The organism is Gracilibacillus oryzae, from assembly GCF_009498735.1.
Classification (GTDB): domain Bacteria; phylum Bacillota; class Bacilli; order Bacillales; family Amphibacillaceae; genus Gracilibacillus; species Gracilibacillus oryzae.
On the sequence record NZ_ML762428.1, the window covers coordinates 52,144 to 73,100 of the forward strand.

17 protein-coding genes and 1 riboswitch are annotated in these 20,957 nt (G+C 38.9%); of the genes, 2 read left to right on the forward strand and 15 right to left on the reverse strand.

The features are described from left to right. The 4 genes from F9U64_RS08420 to ade form a co-directional block, all read right to left on the reverse strand. The coding region (locus F9U64_RS08420) for an ABC transporter ATP-binding protein (RefSeq protein ID WP_228275633.1) at window positions 1-1,595 on the reverse strand (1,595 nt) is incomplete at its 3' end. Window positions 1,596-2,043: 448 nt separating this feature from the next. Continuing rightward, window positions 2,044-3,027, reverse strand: a complete 984-nt coding sequence (locus F9U64_RS08425) for an aldo/keto reductase (protein ID WP_153402572.1) — start codon at window positions 3,025-3,027, stop codon at window positions 2,044-2,046. 906 nt (window positions 3,028-3,933) lie between these two features. Then, on the reverse strand, window positions 3,934-4,842 hold the full coding sequence (locus tag F9U64_RS08430) for a nuclease-related domain-containing protein (RefSeq protein ID WP_153402573.1): 909 nt from the start codon (window positions 4,840-4,842) through the stop codon (window positions 3,934-3,936). 94 nt (window positions 4,843-4,936) lie between these two features. After that, window positions 4,937-6,703 (reverse strand): adenine deaminase, encoded by a 1,767-nt coding sequence (ade, locus tag F9U64_RS08435; RefSeq protein ID WP_153402574.1) that lies wholly within the window; start codon window positions 6,701-6,703, stop codon window positions 4,937-4,939. A 120-nt stretch (window positions 6,704-6,823) separates the two neighbouring features. On the opposite strand from ade, the gene F9U64_RS08440 reads away from it, so the two are divergent. Continuing rightward, on the forward strand, window positions 6,824-7,453 hold the full coding sequence (locus tag F9U64_RS08440; protein WP_153402575.1) for a YesL family protein: 630 nt from the start codon (window positions 6,824-6,826) through the stop codon (window positions 7,451-7,453). Here F9U64_RS08440 and F9U64_RS08445 read toward each other — a convergent pair. From F9U64_RS08445 to F9U64_RS08490, 10 genes are all read right to left on the reverse strand, one after another. Beyond that, entirely contained in the window at window positions 7,380-7,904 is a 525-nt protein-coding gene (locus F9U64_RS08445) for a CBS domain-containing protein (protein WP_323125832.1), read from the reverse strand. The two genes, F9U64_RS08440 and F9U64_RS08445, sit on opposite strands and share 74 nt — an antisense overlap. Before the next feature lie 89 nt (window positions 7,905-7,993). Next, complete coding sequence (locus F9U64_RS08450) at window positions 7,994-8,860, reverse strand: carbohydrate ABC transporter permease (RefSeq protein ID WP_153402576.1); 867 nt, start codon at window positions 8,858-8,860, stop codon at window positions 7,994-7,996. Window positions 8,861-8,877: 17 nt separating this feature from the next. Next, window positions 8,878-9,756, reverse strand: a complete 879-nt coding sequence (locus F9U64_RS08455; protein WP_153402577.1) for a carbohydrate ABC transporter permease — start codon at window positions 9,754-9,756, stop codon at window positions 8,878-8,880. Between the two features lie 102 nt (window positions 9,757-9,858). Next, window positions 9,859-11,169, reverse strand: coding sequence for an extracellular solute-binding protein (locus F9U64_RS08460; protein ID WP_153402739.1), 1,311 nt, complete (start codon window positions 11,167-11,169; stop codon window positions 9,859-9,861). A gap of 136 nt (window positions 11,170-11,305) precedes the next feature. Then, the gene (locus F9U64_RS08465; RefSeq protein ID WP_153402578.1) at window positions 11,306-12,073 is read right to left on the reverse strand and encodes a response regulator transcription factor; all 768 of its coding nucleotides are present in this window, start codon (window positions 12,071-12,073) and stop codon (window positions 11,306-11,308) included. Next, a complete protein-coding gene (locus F9U64_RS08470; RefSeq protein ID WP_153402579.1) occupies window positions 12,058-13,800 on the reverse strand; it encodes a sensor histidine kinase in 1,743 nt (580 codons plus the stop codon). Before F9U64_RS08470 ends, F9U64_RS08465 begins: the two co-directional genes overlap by 16 nt. A gap of 146 nt (window positions 13,801-13,946) precedes the next feature. Continuing rightward, window positions 13,947-14,714: a DeoR/GlpR family DNA-binding transcription regulator gene (locus tag F9U64_RS08475; RefSeq protein WP_153402580.1), complete on the reverse strand. Its 768-nt coding sequence runs from the start codon at window positions 14,712-14,714 to the stop codon at window positions 13,947-13,949. 147 nt (window positions 14,715-14,861) lie between these two features. Further along, window positions 14,862-15,716 (reverse strand): Cof-type HAD-IIB family hydrolase, encoded by an 855-nt coding sequence (locus tag F9U64_RS08480; RefSeq protein WP_153402581.1) that lies wholly within the window; start codon window positions 15,714-15,716, stop codon window positions 14,862-14,864. Window positions 15,717-15,847: 131 nt separating this feature from the next. Then, window positions 15,848-16,990, reverse strand: coding sequence for an oligogalacturonate lyase family protein (locus F9U64_RS08485; protein ID WP_153402582.1), 1,143 nt, complete (start codon window positions 16,988-16,990; stop codon window positions 15,848-15,850). Between the two features lie 447 nt (window positions 16,991-17,437). Continuing rightward, window positions 17,438-18,409: a ring-cleaving dioxygenase gene (locus F9U64_RS08490; RefSeq protein WP_153402583.1), complete on the reverse strand. Its 972-nt coding sequence runs from the start codon at window positions 18,407-18,409 to the stop codon at window positions 17,438-17,440. Between the two features lie 131 nt (window positions 18,410-18,540). Beyond that, window positions 18,541-18,655, forward strand: a riboswitch (TPP riboswitch). Between the two features lie 102 nt (window positions 18,656-18,757). Here F9U64_RS08490 and thiW point away from each other — a divergent pair. Then, window positions 18,758-19,264: an energy coupling factor transporter S component ThiW gene (gene thiW, locus F9U64_RS08495; protein WP_153402584.1), complete on the forward strand. Its 507-nt coding sequence runs from the start codon at window positions 18,758-18,760 to the stop codon at window positions 19,262-19,264. Between the two features lie 14 nt (window positions 19,265-19,278). Here thiW and F9U64_RS08500 read toward each other — a convergent pair whose 3' ends face one another. Further along, window positions 19,279-20,790: a sulfatase-like hydrolase/transferase gene (locus tag F9U64_RS08500; protein WP_153402585.1), complete on the reverse strand. Its 1,512-nt coding sequence runs from the start codon at window positions 20,788-20,790 to the stop codon at window positions 19,279-19,281. Window positions 20,791-20,957 lie beyond the last annotated feature (167 nt).

Consider the following 20,957-nt stretch of genomic DNA (forward strand, 5'->3'; position numbering starts at 1 on the left):
TGGGCAACAATCATTGTTGTTTTGTTAATCCGTTCCTGTTTCAGATGTTCAATAATATTGGCTTCTGTTTTGCCATCAACAGCTGATAAGGAATCATCCAAAATGAGGATTTCCGGATTTTTAATTAACGCTCTTGCAAGGGAGACTCTTTGTTTCTGCCCGCCTGATAAGGTAACCCCGCTTTCACCAACTAATGTGTCCAGTCCATCAGGAAGGTTTTCGATATCTTCTTTTAAGGAAGCTGTCTCGAGAATATGATCAATCTCTTCATCACTGGCCTCTGGATTACCAAACAGGATATTTTCCTTCACGGTTTTTGAGAAAAGTACATGATCCTGTGGCACGTAACCAATCCAATCCCTTGTTTCAGTCAGCTTAAATTCTTCGATCGGAATGTTATCAACAAGCAATTTTCCTTCTGATGCTTTCGGATATTCCCGTAAGAGCTGCTTCACCAATGTTGTTTTCCCTGAACCTGTAATTCCAGCAATCCCAATAGTTTCCCCTCGATTTATTTCGAGATTGATATCAATAAGATCCTTTTTGCCTGTCTCAGGATATTGGAATGATAACTGTTGGAACTGGATTTTCTGCGGTACTGTGATACTTTTCGGCTCTTCTGGATTTTTCACATCTTCTTCTTGTGATAATACATCTTCAATTCTGTCTAAAGAGGCATTTCCGCGCTGCATCACATTGATCAGTTCACCAACTGCGAACATCGGCCAGATCAGCATCCCTAGATACACATTAAATGTAACAAGCTGACCAATCGTTATATCCCCATGAATCACAAGGTATGCGCCATAACCCAGCCCGATTGTATAGGATAAACCCACAAGAATTTTCATCGTCGGTTCAAATAACGCATCAAGTCTTGCCACCGCAATATTTTTTTGAAAAACTTCTTCAGCTTTGTCATTGAATCGCTGTTCATCCTGCTTCTCCTGAACAAAAGCTCTTATGACACGAACACCCTGGATCGATTCTAATGTGTTATTGTTCAGTTCACTGAAGGAAGCTTGTGCCTTCATAAAACGCTGATGAATTTTCGCACCGTAATTTTGCATAATCAGCGCCATTATCGGTAATGGAATGAGCGCAACAAGTGTTAATTTCCAATCAATCATGATCAGCATGACACCAATAATGAATGACATAAATACTGTCGAATCAACCAATGTTAAAATACCGAAGCCAGCAGTTGTTGCTAATGCCTTCAGATCATTGGTTGATCGCGCCATTAAATCACCTGTACGGTACCTGCCGTAAAAAGATGGTGTCATTTTCATAAAATGATTCATCAATTTTGTACGGATCGTTCTTTCCAATAAGATTGCCCTGCCAAATAGTGTGTGTCCCCAGTAAAAGGACAAAACATAAATGACAATCATTAGTCCAATAAAAAACAGGACAACCTCTCGCAGTCTTTGTTCTGTTAATTCATTTTGTGCAATCGTATCCACCACGTTACCAATTAACATCGGCGGGATAATAAACAGTAAGCTCGCACTCGTCAGGGCAATAATTGCCAACGTATAGCTGAGCCATTGGTCTTTAAAATACCAAGATAATTTTCGAAAAACAGTAAACATCCTTACTCCTCCTTTTTACCAGCTAGCCATCATCATAGCTATCCTCACAATCAATTAATGTTAGATTTCTAAACTCTTTATCCATAATTTCGTATTCTCCTTTCGTAAATTTATGAATATATAAAAAGCGCATTTGACCATAGCCAAATGCGCTTATAAACAAAGAGATATAGCATTCCTAGAGAAGAAAAAGCCACGATAAGACGTTCAAATCGTGACTTTTCTGCTAAATGGTATAATTATCTCAACATTTAATTTGAATCTATATTAGGCAAGGTCACATGAATATTTCTATTTAATTTAGACTGATTAAATTTGAATTGTAATTTCATTTTTCGTGACCTCCCTTACCTTTTTTTGTTAATACCTTTGGATTATATCCATATTTCCATTAAAAGTCAACCTGAATTTGTAATATTAATTTATCTTAATATTGGACTGGCCCCCATTAATATGGCCCGCGAATATGCTGATGGACTTCCTTTTCATAAAAAGTGTGCAATCTTTCCAGTTCCTCTTTTGAAAACTCGTTTACGTCCACTGCGGCTAAATTATCCTCCACCTGTTTTACTGTTTTAAAGCCAGGAATAACAGCGGAAATCGCATCATGACTTAGAATCCATTGGAGAGCAGCCTGTGTCATATTGCCCCTTCCTTCTGCAATCCACTCTAATCGCTGGCTGAGTTCCACACCCTTTTGAAATGGAAGGCCTGCAAATGTTTCCCCAACATTAAATGCAGCCCCGTCTTTGTTGAAATTCCTGTGATCATCTTGCTCAAATTGATGGTTTGTGGAAAACTTTCCTGTTAACAGCCCGCTTGCTAATGGCACACGAGCCAGGATGCCCACATTTTTCTGTTGTGCCACAGGAAACAGTTCTGTGATTGGCTTTTGACGGAAAATGTTAAAAATAACTTGAAGTGCAGCAACATTTGGATTCTCCATTGAAAGAAGACCTTCTTCCACTGTTTCCACACTGACACCATAATGACGGATCTTCCCTTGCTGCTGCAGTTTATCCAACACCTCAAACACATGGCCACTCTGGAGGATTTCTATCGGCGGGCAGTGAATCTGAATCAGATCCAGCTGATCTCGCTGGAGACGTTTCAAACTGTTTTCCACATAATTTGTGACAGCTTTCTCTGAATAAGTTTCCGGATCGTGAATATCACCAGCGCGGCAAAACTTTGTCGCTATGTAGATCTTATCCTCTTTTCCTTTCGTCGCTTTTGCCAGCAGCTCCTCACTATGCCCATCACCATACACATCCGCTGTATCAAAGAAATTTACACCAGCATCCATCGCCCGGGCAAGCCCATTTAACGCTTCTTTGTCATTTGTCTCACCCCATGCGCCACCAATCGCCCATGTTCCAAAACTAAGCTCACTTATTTTCATGTCTGTTTTTCCAAATTGACGGTATTTCATGTTGATCATCCTTTCTTAACATTATATATTTTCACGACTATCCTAGTCTTATGAACAAATGAAGCGATTTCAAAAATCTCTCTGCTGAACATCGCTTTCATTGTTATTATACTCTGTTTCTTTTTTTTTAAAAAAAGAATTCGATTTGGCAGTTGAGCGATTCTTCCTATCATATCTCCCCTCCCCGCGCTGACTTTTGATAGGTAGAACGGCTTTTCCTATCATTTCTTCCCTTCCCTCGCTGACTTTTGATAGGTTGAACGGCTTTTCCTATCATAACTCTCCTCCCCGCGCTGACTTTTGATAGGTTGAGCGCTTTTTCCTATCAAAACCCCACTTCCCTCGCTGACTTTTGATAGGTTGAACGGCTTTTCCTATCATAACTCCTCTTCCCGCACTGACTTTTGATAGGTTGAGCGCTTTTTCCTATCATAACTCCCCTCCCCGCGCTGACTTTTGATAGGTTGAGCGCCCTTTCCTATCATAACTCCTCTTCACACGCTGACTTTTGATAGGTTGAGCGCCCTTTCCTATCATAACTCCTCTCACACGCTGACTTTTGATAGGTTGAGCGCTTTTTCCTATCATAACTCCTCTTCACACGCTGACTTTTGATAGGTTGGACACCTTTTCCTATCATAACTCCTCTTCACACGCTGGCTTTTGATAGGTAGAACGACTTTTCCTATCATAACTCTCCTCCCCGCGCTGGCTTTTGATAGGTTGGACACCTTTTCCTATCATAACTCCTCTTCACACGCTGGCTTTTGATAGGTAGAACGACTTTTCCTATCATAACTCTCCTCCCCGCGCTGGCTTTTGATAGGTTGGACACCTTTTCCTATCATATCTTCCCTTCTCTCGCTGACTTTTGATAGGTTGGGCGCCTTACCCTATAATCTTAAATCAGACTTCATAATAAGTAACTCTTCCAAGATAATATTGTTTAAAATTCTTATTCAATATCCGCTGAACCCTTTGTTTCTGTATGGTCCGATTACACCATTCATACACATCATTCGTCGTAATTTTCCTCTCCGGAAACAATAGCCGATATTCTCTCACACACCGCAAAACAGCCTGTTCCACAAACTCTACCTGATTACATTTTTGGCAAAAACACTTTCGACCATCAATCAAAAGTTGAAAGGACTTGCAGCGCGGACAAAAGATTCCTTTTTTTAATTGATCAAAATGATAGTCGGGCACTTGGGACATCGGAGGTTTCTCGATATGAAGGGATGTTACATGTTTAGCAAGGTACTTTTCCTTCGGTGTAATGGTTGATTTCACTTGGTCAAATTGCTGAAGAAATTTTTTGATCTGAGTTGGATATATGAAGGGTTTATTTAAGGGAGCCTGGTACATGGTGAATGCGGAATTGACGAAGACAACATAACTATAAATGGGAAGCAAAATGTCACTTGCCTGTAATAGCTGGCGCAGCAATGATTCATTTCTTTCTAATTGGAGTAAAGGATTACTTCTTTCTTCTTTGGATTTCAGGTAGAGACGTTCGGAGTCATAATAATGGTCTCCTTCAAAGTTTTTGATTTCGAATAAGAAGAGTTTTTCTGCGAGGAGCATGAGGGTATCATTTTGGAAATGGTTATTCTTCTGCTTTAACAAAACATCATTTAAAATCAGGCAATCACATGAAAGTTCTTCCGTCCAGGAATCAAACAATAATTCACCCTGATATCCTTTTTCCAGTCCTTTAAAATACTGCTTGTCCTGCAAAGATAAATTGCTTCGGACAGATAAGGCTTCAAACAATAACAGTTCATGAGACTTCCTTCTTTCCTTAAAGATCAATCTATCACTCCCTTTCATTACCCATTTTATTCCACCAGTATCCAAAGGTCAACAGAAAAAATGCTCCCATGTTATCAACATAGGAGCAACTCGATTATCCTCTCACCACATCAATTAATTCAAATTTTGTCACATCAACCAATCCGCGGTTGGATATCCGAACCTCTGGAATAACAGGCAGTGCAATTAAGGAAAAAGTCATAAATGGGGCATGGATCGGGCAGCCAATCTCCTGCCATGCTTTTTCCAATTGCTGTACTTGCTCGACAACAGTTTCCAATGGCTGATCTGACATTAAGCCTGCAATTGGCATTGGCACATGGGCAAGAACCTCACCTTTATCCACAACAACCATACCGCCGCCTGATGCCGCCAGGGTATTAGCCGCAAGCTTCATATCATCCGGATCTATCCCCATCACTAACAGGTTATGACTATCATGAGCTACTGTGGAAGCAACTGCACCAGTTTTTATTTGAAAACCTTGTGCAAAAGCCAGTGAAATCTGCCCTGACTGGTGATGACGGTCGATGCAGGCCAGTCTGATAATATCCTGCTTCAGACTCGGCTGGATAACCCCATCTACTACATCTAAAGTTGCTGTCATTTTTTCTGTCCGGGCACTGTTTTCCACAACTTTAATTCCATTAATATTCACAGCCTTATCCACAGAAGTTGTGTATAAAAAATCCTCAGCAATCAACGGACACTTGATTTTTACAGTTTCTAAAGCAAATTGTGGATAAGTGTATTCAGGTATGTGTATAACTAACTCACTATTGTGGACAACTATTTTTCCATTTGAGATTACTGTTTCTGCTTCAACTTTTTCCAGATCATTCAGCACAATAATATCCGCTATTTTGCCTGGTGTAATACTGCCAAGCTCTTTGTCCATCTGAAAATATCTCGCTACATTAATTGTTCCCATTTGGATAGCAGTGACAGGGTCCACCCCTTCTTCCATTGCTCTTCGAATCACATGATTCAGCTGTCCTTTATCCACAAGTGTCTGTGGATAAACATCATCTGTTACTAAAGAGACATTGGTGGGATCAATTCCATCTTCTGTAATAATTTTTATCACTTCTTTTACATCATGCCAGGCAGAGCCTTCCCGAATCATAATATGCATTCCTAATCTTGCCTTTTCCAGTCCTTGTTCTCTTGTAACCGTCTCATGACAGGAATCCACGCCTGATGCAATATATGCCTGCAACATTTCAGAACTACCCTCTGGAAAATGCCCTGTAACGGTTTTGCGTGCTTTTATCGTTGCTTCAATCTCACCGATCATTTTCGGATCATCATAAACTACACCTGGAAAATTCATCACTTCACCTAAACCGACGACACCATCCCACTCTAGACCAGCTTCAATGTCCGCAACTTCCAATGTCGCACCTGCATCTTCCAGATCATTCGTTGCTGGTACACAGGATGGGAAGGTTGTGAAAACTTTTAATGGCAGTTGTCTTCCTTCTTCATGCATTAAGCGAACACCCTCTGTTCCGAGAACATTGGCTATTTCATGCGGATCCATAAATACCGCTGTTGTTCCTTTTACTAATGCTGCTTTCGCGAATTCCGTCACGGACAGCATGGTACTCTCTACATGCATGTGCCCATCCATCAGACCAGGAGCAATATATTTTCCTGACGCATCAATTAACTCCGTATGTTCGCCAATAAATTTGCTTGCATTCCCGATAAAAGCAATACGGTCCTCTACTATCGCCACATCGATATTCGGCTGCATTTCTCTTGTTATCACATTAATAAGTGTTCCGTTTTTGATCACTATATCTGCGTAACCTTGGCCGTTTAACATATTTCTGATTTTCTTTTTCGCATGCTGCATATTCTTACCTCACTTATTTGTTTTTCATCCTATCGTAAGCTTAATTGTTTCAACTAGTCAACGTTTTTTCCTTCAAATTATGGTAAAATAAAGATACCAATTCATGAAAGAGGTTACTTTATGCGAAACTCATTTTTGTTTACTGCGTCGGAATGGATCACTCGGTTTGCTTATGTGAATATATTATGGATTGTATTTAGTTTACTCGGCCTCATCGTCTTTGGATTTTTTCCAGCAACTGTTGCGATGTTTACATTAGTCAGACAATGGATTATGGGCAACACAGACCAGCCTGTTTTTAGTACATTCTGGTCAACGTATAAAAAGGAATTTGTCAAAAGCAATCTCTTTGGTTTAATTATTGTGTTAACAGGCTTTGTTTTTTACATCAATTATCAATACATTATCTTATTTCAAGGCGGATTCCATGATATTATCAAAATCCCATTATTGGTATTTATGATTGCGATCTCTTTAGTAATTTTGTATGTATTTCCAACATTTGTCCATTTTAATGTTAAATTTCTTGACATTTGGAAAAATTCATTCTTTATTATGATTTTGAATCCACTTCATAATATATCCATGCTTGCAGCGATAGTGGTCATATTGTATGTGATGCAATTTGTCCCTGGTACGATTGTCTTCTTTAGCGGCAGTTTAATTACCTTTATTATTATGGGAACATGCTTCCACGCTTTTCAAAGAATTGAGGCAAAACAGCAGAAATTAACAGAAAAAACGAACTAGGAGTTGCTTGATTCCCAGTTCGTTTCGTTTTGTGAAAAAAACTTAGTGCTGCAGATTGGTATGTTCTGAAATCTCTTCCAATGCTCTGCCTGCATGATAAATCTCCTAATGAGATAATACCAATTAATTTCCCCTGGTTTACTACCGGTAAGCGGCGGATTTTATAATCTGCCATCATCACACTAGCTTCTTCTAGAGTAGCCTCAGGAAAAATTTTATATAAACGGTCACTCATTACCTCTTTTACAGGTGTTGTACCATCTTTATTGTCCGCATAACCTCTTATTACTAAATCACGGTCTGTTACCATCCCGAGTAAATCCTGATTGTTTTCACAAACTGGAATAGCACCGATATCTTTCTCTTTCATTAATTGCGCAACTGCTGCGATGGAATCATCCATTCGGCAACTGATAATATCCTCTGTCATTATGTCTCTTACTGTTTTCATTGGAAAAACCTCCTGTTGATGAGTGAAAAAGCTGTCCATCACGGTGTAGTTTCTCCTATTTGATTTTGTCTATACTTTTGATCTTCTTTTTATCCTTTGATCGAACCAGCAGCAATCCCTTCGACAATCCGGTCACTTAATACTAAGAATGCGATTAATATGGGTATAATACTAATGATCAATGTCGCCCCAATTGCTCCCCAGTCTGTTAAATACTGACCGATAAAATTTTGGATCCCGACTGTTAATGTCTTAAATTTATCTGAGCTGATAAACGTATTTACAAAGACAAATTCATTCCAGTTATAGATCATATTGATAATAGCAGTCGTCGCAATGACAGGTGTCGTCATCGGCAATGTAATCTGGAAAAAGATACGATGAACAGAACAGCCATCCACAACAGCCGCTTCTTCCACTTCACGCGGAAGAGTATAATAAAATCCGAGCAATATCATGATCGTTAATGGCAAGTTAAATGCCGTATAAGATAAGATAATGGAAAGCGGATGATCAATTAAATCTACTGTTAAAAAGAAATCAAATAAAGGAATTAACGCCGAATGAATAGGAACCATTAAGCCAACCATAAATAAACCAAGTACTAATTTATTCAGCTTCCAATTCATCCTTGTGATCGCAAAGGTAACAAAACTCGCTAACAAGACGGTTAACAGAACAGATGCCACTGTTATCCAAACACTATTAAAGAAATACAAGTCAATGTTCCCATCTGTCCACACTCTGATATAATTGTCCCACTTTGGATCTTGCGGCAATGCAAAAGGAGAAAGCCCAAATACTTCTGCATTACTTTTTAATGAAAATAAAAACAGCCAGACAAGCGGATATAGTTGAAAAATCGCCACAATAACTAATGCTGCATACAGCAATATCATTCCAATTCTTGATAAATTATTGCGCTCTGTGCCTGTATTATGTTTAGTTTCAGCCATTTTGAAAAGTTCCCTCCTTAATACTGCACTTCATCGCCAGAAGCGGTTAATTTTCTAGTCAGCCATGTAATCACTAGTGTAATAAGCAGCAAGAAGAACGCAACTGCACTACCATAGCCAAAGTTATAGCTGCCGAACGCTTCCTGATACATGTATGAAGCAATTACTTCACTGGCACCATTCGGACCACCGCCTGTCATTACATAGATCAGATCAAAATATTTTAACGATCCGACAATTGCCAGTACAATGGTCACTTTGATTACACCTGCAATAAGCGGCACTTTAATTTTATAAGCAATTTGAACAGGGTTAGCACCATCTATCCTCGCAGCTTCAATTAAGGTTTCAGGAATTCCTTTAAGTGCAGCATAATAGATAATGATATAAAAGCCAGCATACTGCCAAAGGATCGCGACAAAAATGGCATACAATACATAATTAGGGTCAGCAAGCCATGCAGGCGGATTATCCACACCCAGAGCCATCAACAGACTGTTCAGCATCCCATTATTTGGATCATAAATTTTAATCCATAGCTGAGCAATGGCAACAGAGGATAAAAGCATTGGAATGAGATATATCTTCCTGAGTAAATTAGATCCCTTTATTTTTCCTCCCAAAATGAGAGATATAATTAAATAACCAGCCAAACTTAATGTAGAGAAGAAGGCTAATAAAAAGGAATGTCCCGCACTTTCCCAAAACTTACTGTCTTGTACTAATTCAATATAATTATCTAAGCCGACAAAGGACATAGGACCTATACCATTCCATTCCATCAGTCCGTAATAGCCAGTTAACAAGATCGGTCCATAGATAAGTGTTACAATCAGGATCAATGCTGGTAATACATATAAAGCAATGACTAGTTTATTTGACATCACTTTGTTCATAGAAAAGTCCCCTTTTACAATTTTTTTGCTAAATCGCTAGCTGAATATGAAACAGAAAAGGACATATTCCTATATTAAATATGTCCTTTTCCTGTCCAACATTTATTCTTCTTCTTCAGCTAATGCTGCTTCTTGCTCTTGCACAAATTCTTCAGGTGTTACCGCTTTACCAAATAATGCCTGAATCATGTCTAAGTGTACTTCTGCAACACTTGGACTCATTTGTACATCGGCATATAATGTTAAGTTGGAAGCTTCATTCAAATCATTGAGAATGTCAATATACATCTGCGGTAATTCAATTCCTTCTGTGTCCACTTTCGTTGCAGGAATTACTCCAGCATCTGTTACCGATTTTTCGCCCCATTTTTCTACAAAGAAAGCAACAAAGTCTTTCGCTTCTTCTTTTACATCGGAATTTTCTGCAACAAATAAACCTACACCAGGTCCACCTACATAACTGTTAATATCTCCTGCTCCACCTTCAACAGTTGGAAACTTCATATACTCTACGGAATCTCTGAATTCTTGCGGATTATCTTCATTAGTTGTCCATTCAGGCAAATCCCATGTTGCCATCAAGTACATAGCTGCTTGCTCATTAATAAAGTAACCTTTTGCTTCATCATTTCCTAATCCATTAAATCCATTGATAAAAGCATTCATATCGACAAGTTCCTGAATCTCCTCAGCAGCTTGAATTAAAGCAGGGTCTTCAAAACTTCCTGTCCGATTAATCGCCTTGTTTAATACTTCCGGGCCGCCGATTCGATCTGCCAGATACATATACCACATCGAACCAGTCCAGCGATCTTTATTTCCGAGGGCAACTGGTGTGACCCCATTATCAGCAAGTGTCTGGATCGCAGCCTTTAATTCTTCATATGTTTCTGGTACTTCTACGCCATTTTCGTCAAAAATTCGCTTATTGTAATATATTGGTGTAATGTTTAATTCCAATGGCAAGCTGTAAGTGCTGCCATCGATCTGGTAAGCCTCTGCTGTTCCTGCAACAAACTTATCTTTTAATGGCCCTTCAAGTAAATCATCTAACGGTGCAAACATATTACCGCTTACATAAGGCTCAAGAAAACCAGCTGGCCATGCCATTCCAACGTCCGGGAGTTCATTGGAAGTTGATAGTACTTTTAATTTCTCTTTATATTGTTCATTTCCTAAAATCTCTACCTCTACTTTTACATCAGGATTGTTTTGTTCATATTCATCGATAATTCCATTTACAATTTCGAAATGCTGTTTTGAACTGCCTTCAGGCCATAAATGCATGAATTCTATTGTCTTACCCGCTGAATCTGAACCGTTTTCATTAGATTCACCACTCGAGCTTGATTCAGACCCGCCACCACAAGCCGTTAATATAAATAAGACAGTAAAAGCAATAGCGGCCAACATCTTTTTCCAATTGTCTCTCACTAGGAAAACCCCCAATATGTTAAATTATTTATTACAAGGATAGTGTAGCATCCGTGCTGATCTCCCGTAAGGTAACAATGATTAGAGAAAATACCACATATTTTAGAAATCGCTTTCATTTTTGTTTGCGGTAAGCATGTGGCGTAATATTTTCATACTGTTTAAAGATTTTAATAAAATACTTTGCTGTTTGATAACCAACCTGTTCCGCAATTTCTGTCACTGTTGTATCTGTCGTCAGCAACAATCGTTTCGCATCTTGCATTCTTCTGCGAGCCAAGTATTCACTAAATGTCATGTCTAATTCCTCTTTAAAAAGACCGCTTAAGTAACTTGCATTTAAGTGCACCTCTTTTGCTACCTGCTTTAATGTCAGATCCCTGCAAAAATGCGCTTCAATATAATCTAACGCTTCCCTGATCGCCCGATTGTAATTTTTTTCTCTCCTTGTACGGATCCAGTCTTCATCAATAATTTTTTCCACAACATCTGATTTCTTTAATTGCTCTTCTACAGAAACTGCTTTCTCTATTGCTTCCATCAGTTTTTCTTTTGAGATAGGTTTTAATAAATAATTAATCACACCTAATTCTAATGCCTGGTGTGCATAATCAAATTCAGAGTATGCGGATATTATAATGACAACAGGGTCTTGTGCTTTTTGCTTTAATTGTTTTAATAATTCTAATCCAGTTGTTTCCGGCATTCTAATATCTGTGATTAATATCTGTACCTTTTGTTTATCAATCAGCTTCACTGCCTCTGCCGCATTTTCAGCTGTCAACACTTCAAAACGGTCTATTCCTGCACGCTCAATTGTCTTTTTTATCCCATTTCTGCTCCTTGGCTCATCATCTACTACCAGGATTAGTTTTCGTTCCATTGTTCTCTCTCCCTTTTTACCGGAATCTCAAAACTGACCATTGTCCCTTTTCCTTCAACACTATGAATATGCAAGGGGCTTCCTTCCACTCCATAAAAAAGATGCAACCTTTTCTGAACATTTTGCAATGCCATTCCTGAGCCATTATGTTGTGTCACATCACCATTCATCAGTTGGTTTACATAGTACAACCGTTCAGGATTCATCCCTGGTCCGTTATCAGTTACGGTGACTCTTATGTGATCAGTATCCTTTACTTTTTCAATTAATATCATGATTTTAGATTGACGAACTACATTACCAGCTCCATGTAGGATGGCATTTTCCACTAATGGCTGGATCATTAACTTAGGAATTTTCACATCCAATAAGTCGACATCCGCCCCTTTCTCCCAATTCAGCCTGTCTCCAAATCGCATCCGCATAATTTGCATATAACGTTCAATGTGCTCTAACTCTTCCTTTATTGTCACCCATTCATCATGGTTCTCCCTCGTAATGGTGTAGCGAAACAGTTCAGACATTGCCAGAACGACATTCGCCAATTCTTCTTCCTCTTTTTCATCCAGTGACCAGTATAGTGCATCTAATGTATTAAAAAGAAAGTGCGGGTGAATTTGAGCCTGTAATGCCTTTAACTCTGTTCTGTTCTTCATAATTTCCTTCTCATAGACCATTTTGACAAGATAATTGGTTTCTGCTGCCAACTGATTATAGGTTTGATTCAGTTCATTAATCTCATTTGTTGAAAGGATTTCCGGATTGTGTGCCAGAACCCCTTTTCCAGCCTCTTGCATTTTTCTCGTCAACCTTGTGATCGGACGAGTAATAAAAGTAGCTAAGAAAAAGGAAGATACAGAGAAAATAAGCAAACCGAAGAGTCCTGCTAAAATAATACCGATTAATACGGCCGGCATCCCTTTTGTTAACTGTTCAACAGGAGTCAAATAATAAATAGTCCAGCCAGTATTATGGGATGTATGCGGCACAACCATATACTCATTCCCGTTTAATAATAATGTCTGTTCATTTAATTCAATAATTTTATCGATCTCATAGGGAAAGTTAGAGGTAATTATTCTTTCTTTGCTATCAAGTAAGACGGTAAAATCTGTTGCTGCTTCATTCTTCAACTCAACGTGTTGCCTGCTTATCCGAACAATGACATATCCGCCATGTGAGAAGTTTTCATCAATCAAATTTATTCGGCGGCCAGCGAGAAAATAATTTGAATCGAGTGGATCCTCCCCAATCCAGATTAAACCGCCTTTTGCATCATTAGCTTGTGATACCCATTGTGGATCAAGCCTTTCGACAAGATTAGTTGCATCAATTGGAATAATCCGCTGATATTCCTTTGTGTATACTTCCACTGAATAAATTCCGTCAGCATTTGCCTGGATCAGGTTTAGTGACCTCATTAATGATTGTCTTTCATTGAAAGTCGAGGATTGTCCGTTCCATTCTTTCTGTAATACACTCTGCAACTCTTCATTCGTAATAATTTGTTTTGTCACCATGTTCATTTGTTCATAAAGTGAGTCATAACGGCCGCTGGATTCTGTTGCTGTCTGCCTGATTTGTTCCTCTGCATTATCTTGCAGCAATTCAGCAACAAGGATATAAGTAATTCCGCTGACAATAATCAACACAAGAAATGTGACCAATAGATAGACAATCAATAATTGATTTCGTAATGTGTTCCATCGTTTCACCGTATTTAACATCGCATCAACCCCAGAACTTTGTTTATCGGATAATCTAAGTAGTGAGTATATTATACTATGAATGAACAAAAACAAAAACATGTAATCACTTAAAATTGCTCAATAAAAAAACACTGAACAAATTCATTCAGTGCTCTGCATACTACTCATTCTGCTTTCATCACTTCCAACCCCAATTCCTTTAGCTGCTCCACATCCTGACTTTTGGCCTGACTGTCTGTGATGATTCTCTCGACATGTTCCAAATTAGCAAAATGAGCAAATGCCTGGTTATGAAATTTATGATGGTCTGCCAAAATATACGTTGTATCAGCAATTTCGATCATCTTCTGCTTCACACGTGCCTGCTGCTCATTTGATTCACTTATGCCCCGTTCAAAGTGAATTCCTTTACAGGAAAGAAATGCTTTATTCACATGATACAATTCAAGCGACCGCTCAGCTAATGGGCCGACATATGAAAGGGAGCGTGCAAGTAATGTTCCGCCAGTTGCTATTACTGTGATCCGCTGCTTCTTACTAAGCTCTAACACAACATTCACTGAATTCGTTAAGACAGTGATCGGGATATTCGGCAGATTTTTCGCCATATACCAGGCAGTTGTGCTGGCATCAAGCAAAATTTTGTCTGATCCCACAATATGTTTCACTGCTTCTTGTGCGATTTGCTTCTTTTCTTCCATGTTAGTAATTTCTCGTTCTTGAAAAGAGATCTCTGGTTCATTATCTTTAGGTTTGATACTGACTGCACCGCCATGACTTCGTGCCAGTTTCTTTTCTTTTTCTAATTTCTCCAAGTCTCTTCTGATCGTCTCATCTGTCACAGAAAAGATTGCCGCTAATTCAGATACACGTACACTTTTCCGTTTATTTACTTCCTCAACAATACGTTGATGTCTTTCCGCTACTAACATGAAACAGCCCCGCCCTTTTATTTTTGTTTATTTTTGTTTGTGTTTATTTTACCATATAATAAGGCCAAAACAAATTAGAAAAACTGAGCCTCTTTTACACATTCTATAAAAAAAGCCAAGCAAGGCTCTACCTCACTTGACTTCTTCTTAAGCAAAATAATCAGCTAAAAAGTGATACACACCTTCTTCATTATTGGTATAGCTTGTCACTTCTTTCACTAATTCCTTGATCTGATCTGTCCCATTTTTCATACCCACAGGATAGCCAACATACCGCATCATCGGTAAATCGTTATTACTGTCACCAATTGCCATTGTATCTTCAGGCTGAATATTGTAAAAATCAAGTAAAGCTTTAATCCCTGTTGCTTTATTCACTCCAGATACCATTACTTCCACATTATGAAAAGAGGAGGAGGATGTTGTAAAATCTTCTTCCATTTTCAGCTCATCTAATTGCTTGATCCATTGCTCCATCTTTTCCTGGCTTGTACTAAAACAATACATCTTGGAGTATTTTTTTCGCGGAAGTTCTTTCACCCAGTCAATATAATTGTCTTTAACCGCAATTTCACGATCCATCCATTCATTAATGCCGACTTCCAGAGGTTTTGGATCTTGGATTAATTCTGTCATATAGGTTTTATCCTGCTCTAACGTAATCCGTTGGCCATTATTCGGATGCACCTCATAATAGATTTGATTGGCTCTGGCAGATTCGATGACTTTATCCACAATGGTTGTGGGTAATTCGTGTTCCAGTAATAATTCCTCATTCGTGTTTGTAATCATACCATTCGCAGTGACAATGCCATCAAGCTTAGTAGTCTCCGGCACGATCAGTTTTACCTCTTCCAAAGAACGGCCTGTTACAATAAAAACTTTGATCCCTTTTTCTCTGATCTTTTGAATCATCTCAAATGTTCTATCTGTTATTTGATTGTGATTGTTCAGTAATGTCCCATCCATATCCAGACATAATGCTTTTGGCATAAAAGACATAGAAAATCCCCCTTAAAGTTTGTATTCAAAAAGTCGTCGGCAAATCAAAAAAGATTCACCGCATATCATTTGGTGACTTTTTGAACATCATTAACTATGTATATAGTATAGCATAGCTAAAAGGGAACATATCATTCAGCAAAATCCGGCAGTTCACTTGCATTTTCAGGTACATCTACTAAATATAGGTTGGCATAGCCGTTTCGGTCACTGGTATACAATAATTTGGATCCATCTGGTGTGAACCTTGGATGGGCATGGACTTTCTGGACATGAAAACTGCAGCGGTGTTCACATAAAACTTTCGGCTGCGAAAATCCGCCATCTTCTCTATACCAGATAATCAGGTTATTTAATGGAGCACGGCCATCCACTATTATTTTTTCAAAATAATTGGAAAAAGCATGCCAATTCACAAACTGAAATTCCACTTCTTCTTCGGCGGTATTATCAAATTTTATTTTACCGAAGAAACCTGTGCGGTCCTGTCTAAATCCGTGATAACCAATCGTTTCTCCGTCCTGATACCAATATTCATGCCCTACCATTTCCTGATCTTCTTTTCTTGTACGAATTTTCCATGCTTCTCCTGTTTCCAGATTCAGCCCCCAGATTCGATGATCAACTAACTGCCAAGGCCCTTCATGACAAAATGTAATAAGCTCTGGTCTTGTTGGCGAAGTATTGATATGTGTAATAAAATTCTCTTCCTGGTAAATTTCCGTTACTTCTTTTGTAACTAAGTCAATCTTTATAATTTGTGATTCCGGTCTCGCTTCCATTAACTCCCGATGGCCAATATAGCCATTGCCTAAATCTGTATGGATCTTCTTTGACAAGTCCTCTCTTTGACAAGTGATTAAGTACTTCCCATCCGCTGTGCAATTTAAGTTCCCGCCAAGTAAGGAATCAGGTTTTTCATGGATAAGTTCCTCCTTGAGTGTAGCTAAATCGAGTGCAATGATCTCATGGTCTCTGCGGAAAAATAAGGTCTTTTGGTCAGGATGCAAACAAGGGGACAGACTGCCATACGTTTTGTGATGATCCGTTAACTGTGTAATCACACCTGTCTGGATATCAATACTGAACAAATCTGTCTTGTTATTACGGTCAGAAACAAACAATAATCGGCGATCATTATCATACCAGCCGTTTTCTGTAAAATACAGATGGTGACTATGACCTGTATAATTGGTTAATTGAACAGTCGGCAATCCTGTAATCCTGTCATTAAGTCTCTTCCATTCCGGCTTCCACTCTTTGCCTTTTCCCATCTTCTCATCTCCCCTGTTCAACTCAATTTAATAAAACGCTCTCATAACACTATACGCTATGCTTCCTTAGATAACAACTATCCATTTTTGCTTTGTCCATACATTCTTGCTTAAAAGAAGAAAAAGCACCTTAATAGATGCTTTTTATGAGTTAGATTACAATTTTAAGGGTTTCTTACTATTATTAATGGCGAGCCTTCATTAGGTTTTGCAGCTTTGATCGATTTCTATCATACAGCCAGGAATCGAAACGTTTTGCATTCATGTGCCCTTCATAACTAACTGCATAACTTCTCTGGTCTCACCGACTTTTGCACTCATGAACGCTTCTTAACTGCATAACTTCTCTGGTCTCACTGACTTTTGCATTCATGAACGCTTCATATCATCATAACTATCGGTCCCATACTGAATTTTGCAGTTAAGGAACAAAAACGCAATATCCCCTTACTCTTTCGTATCTAATGGCTTCAGTTTTGCCTCAATCTCTTCTCTTTGAGCTTCTAAAAATGGCGGCAGTGCAATTCGTTCTCCAAGGTGCTCCACATCTTCATCTGTTGCAAATCCTGGACCGTCTGTTGCCAATTCAATGAGAATGCCATTTGGCTCTCGGAAATATAATGATTGAAAATAATAACGGTCGACAACACCTGAATTAGGCAACCTCTCTTTAGTAATGAGGTTTTTCCATTGTTTCAATTCTTCCATATCTGCAACTCTTAAAGCAACATGGTGCACACTTCCGCGGCCCGGGCGCTCTTTTGGCAGATTCGGTCTTACTTCTACATGTAATTCCGCACCAGTCCCGCCTTCACCTGTTGCATATACTTGAATCGGTGATACTCCAGTCACATCGGAAGCATATTCTCCAGCCCTGCGAAAACCTAACACTTCCGTTAAAATTCGCTCAGTTGGTGCCAGATCTGGAATGGTTATTTTAACTGGTCCCAGTCCTGTTATCCCTTTATCTTCAGGGACTACACTATGTGCCCAAGGATTTCCACCTGCAACACCTTCATTCGTCTGGTCTGAAACTAGTACGAGACGCTGCTCCTCATGGTCTTTAAAATGAATCACTTTCCGGCCATACTGCTCCGTTATCCCGCCATTTTCCACATCAAATTCGTTGAAGCGATCAAGCCAATAGTCTAGTGCATCATCATCTGGCACCCTCAGCGATGTGGCAGAAATACTGTTGTTTCCTGGATACGTATGTCCTGCACCTAATATTTCAAAAAAGGTTAAATCTGTTCCCGGTCTTCCGATTTCATCAGCATAAAATAAATGGTACATACTTGTATCATCTTGATTGACTGATTTTTTTACTAAACGCATGCCCATTACTTTCGTATAAAAATCATAGTTCTTTTTTGCATTGGCAGTTATGGCTGATACATGGTGTAATCCTTTAAGTTCCATAAGTGAGCCCCCTTTTTTCTGTCTAAGATAGTATATCCATATTATACCTCGTTATTATCTCGATTTCAAGATAATGTTATTGTTGAAATATGCTGACATTATGTTAAAATTTCTTTTAAATATAATATTGTTTTCACTACTAGGGGTGCCTATAAGCATAGGCTGAGAGAAAAGCGCGCAGAAGCTTTTTAACTCTTAAGACCTGATCTGGTTGATACCAGCGGAGGGAAGTAGCATGCTTACTAATCGTATGTGAAGCCAGGTCTTAACAAAAAGATCTGGCTTTTTTTCTTTTTTATCCCTTCTTCTAGTGTGAGACACAAACAACAGCTTAGGAGGAGAAAATAAATGAGAAAAAGAACCACCTTAATCACGATGATCGCCGTATTTGTTGCCATTGGAACAATAGGATCACAACTTCTCTGGTTCCCGACAGGAATTGCCAAGGCCTTTCCCGTTCAGCATGCCATAAATGTGATGGCCGCTGTTACATTAGGACCAGGCCCTGCCGTTATTATCGCTTTCGCCATCGGCCTTTTGCGAAATTTATTAGGAATTGGAACATTGCTGGCGTTTCCCGGCGGCATGATTGGTGCTTTACTAGCAGGGATTGTTTTTAAATATACCAAAAATAAAATAATGGCGGGTATTGGTGAAGTGATTGGTACAGGGGTTATTGGCTCACTTTTATCCGTTCCTTTTGCTTATCTGTTAATGGGCACATCTGTCGGTATATTGGCATTTTTACCAGGCTTTTTAGTCAGCAGTATTAGTGGTGCCATTATTGGTGTGCTTATTTTATCAAGAGTGAAAGGCTCTGCCTTCTCTAACCAAACGATATCTTCCAAATCATAATAAATTGCGACCACTTAATTAAGTGGTCGCTTGTATTGCTTCTCTTTTATCAGTGCCTTCGAATCTTCTAATTGATCTTCATATTCTGCCATTCTATCGAATAATCTATTTTTTATTTTTTCTAATATTGTCTTCTTTGAAGGATCCCCTATAAGATTAATCAGTTCAAATGGATCTTCGTTAAGGTCATACAATTCATCTGAATCGTGAAGGTGAGCAACATACTTGTAATTGCCCCAATATAAAACACGTTGAATTCCTTCATAATTCATGTGGCCAAAGTGTTCTGCCATTAAATCTGCCCGCCATTCGTCATTCTTTGTTCTTCTCACCAGGTCTACAAGACTTTTTCCATCCATATAATTTGGTACTTGTAATCCGGCTAACTCTAATATAGTAGGGACGATATCCATATTGGAAACAAGCTCATCGCTTAATTTTCCACTATTTGTAACTCCTGGCCAATTAATGACCAATGGGATGGACATCGTTTCTTCTGTCAACATAGAGTCCTTGTCAAATAGTCCCCCATTTGAGGCAAGTATATCTCCGTGATCTGCTGTATAAATGACAATTGTATTTTTGTCCAATCCTGTTCGTTCCAGCGTATCAAGTACCAACTCCAACCCTGCATCTGTTTGTGAGAAATGTTCATAAGCTCTTGCCACTATCGGCTGCCATTCCTCCCATGCAGTAAAACCTGTCTTCCTTCTCCACTCATCCCGATCTCTCTTATGATATGCTGGACGATCAGAAAAATCATTCGAGAAATTAGGATACTCAGGTATTTGCTTTGGTTCAATTGTCTCGCGAAATTCATTGGCAACCAGGTATGGTTGATGTGGTCCCCAAGTATCGATACGCAGGGCAAAGGACTCTTTATCCTTCGCCCTTTCTTCTAGCCAATCACTTGCCATATGTGAAAGGAAGTAAGATTCAGTAGTTTGGGCTGGAGCTTTTATTACACCTGTTGATGGATGACCGATTCCAATTGCAGGATCGGGCTCAAGTCCCCGCTCCATTAAATCAATATTTTTTAATAATTCACCGCTTGGTCGCCATTCTATATCAACGAACGGTTTAGGTAACTGATGTTTTTCCAAGTACGCTTCATATTCTTTTGTATTATATGGATTTCCATAACCAGGGAGAGAGTATCCTTCAAATCCACAATCCTCTGCTGTTCCGGCTCCCGCATGCCACTTCCCGAAATATGCTGTTCTATAGCCTGCATCTAACAGGTATTTACTAAAAACCGATATTTCTGAACTATCTTCTGAAATTAAATCAATATGTTTGTTATTATTAATTAAACCATGTTTATGTGGATATACCCCCGTTAGTAAGCTGCCCCGAGCAGGAGTACATAAAGGAATAATAGTATGCGCACGATTAAATTCCATACCTTCTGAGGAGAGTCGTTTATAAGTCTGCAGCTTTGGCTTTGGTCCTATTGTTTCTTTATAATGTTTCCATAAGACGTGATCCTGGACCATCCATACTATATTAAAATTTGTTTTCGCCATTAGATTATCTCCTTTTGTCCAAACGTTTAATCATTCACTCCCATTTCCATAGCTAACATATTTCAACAGTTATGGATCTTCACCCAATGGTTATTAAGTATCAAGGCTGATTAAAGACCATGTTCCTATATAAAGACCACCGCTGGTCTCATTAATAACTCAATTAA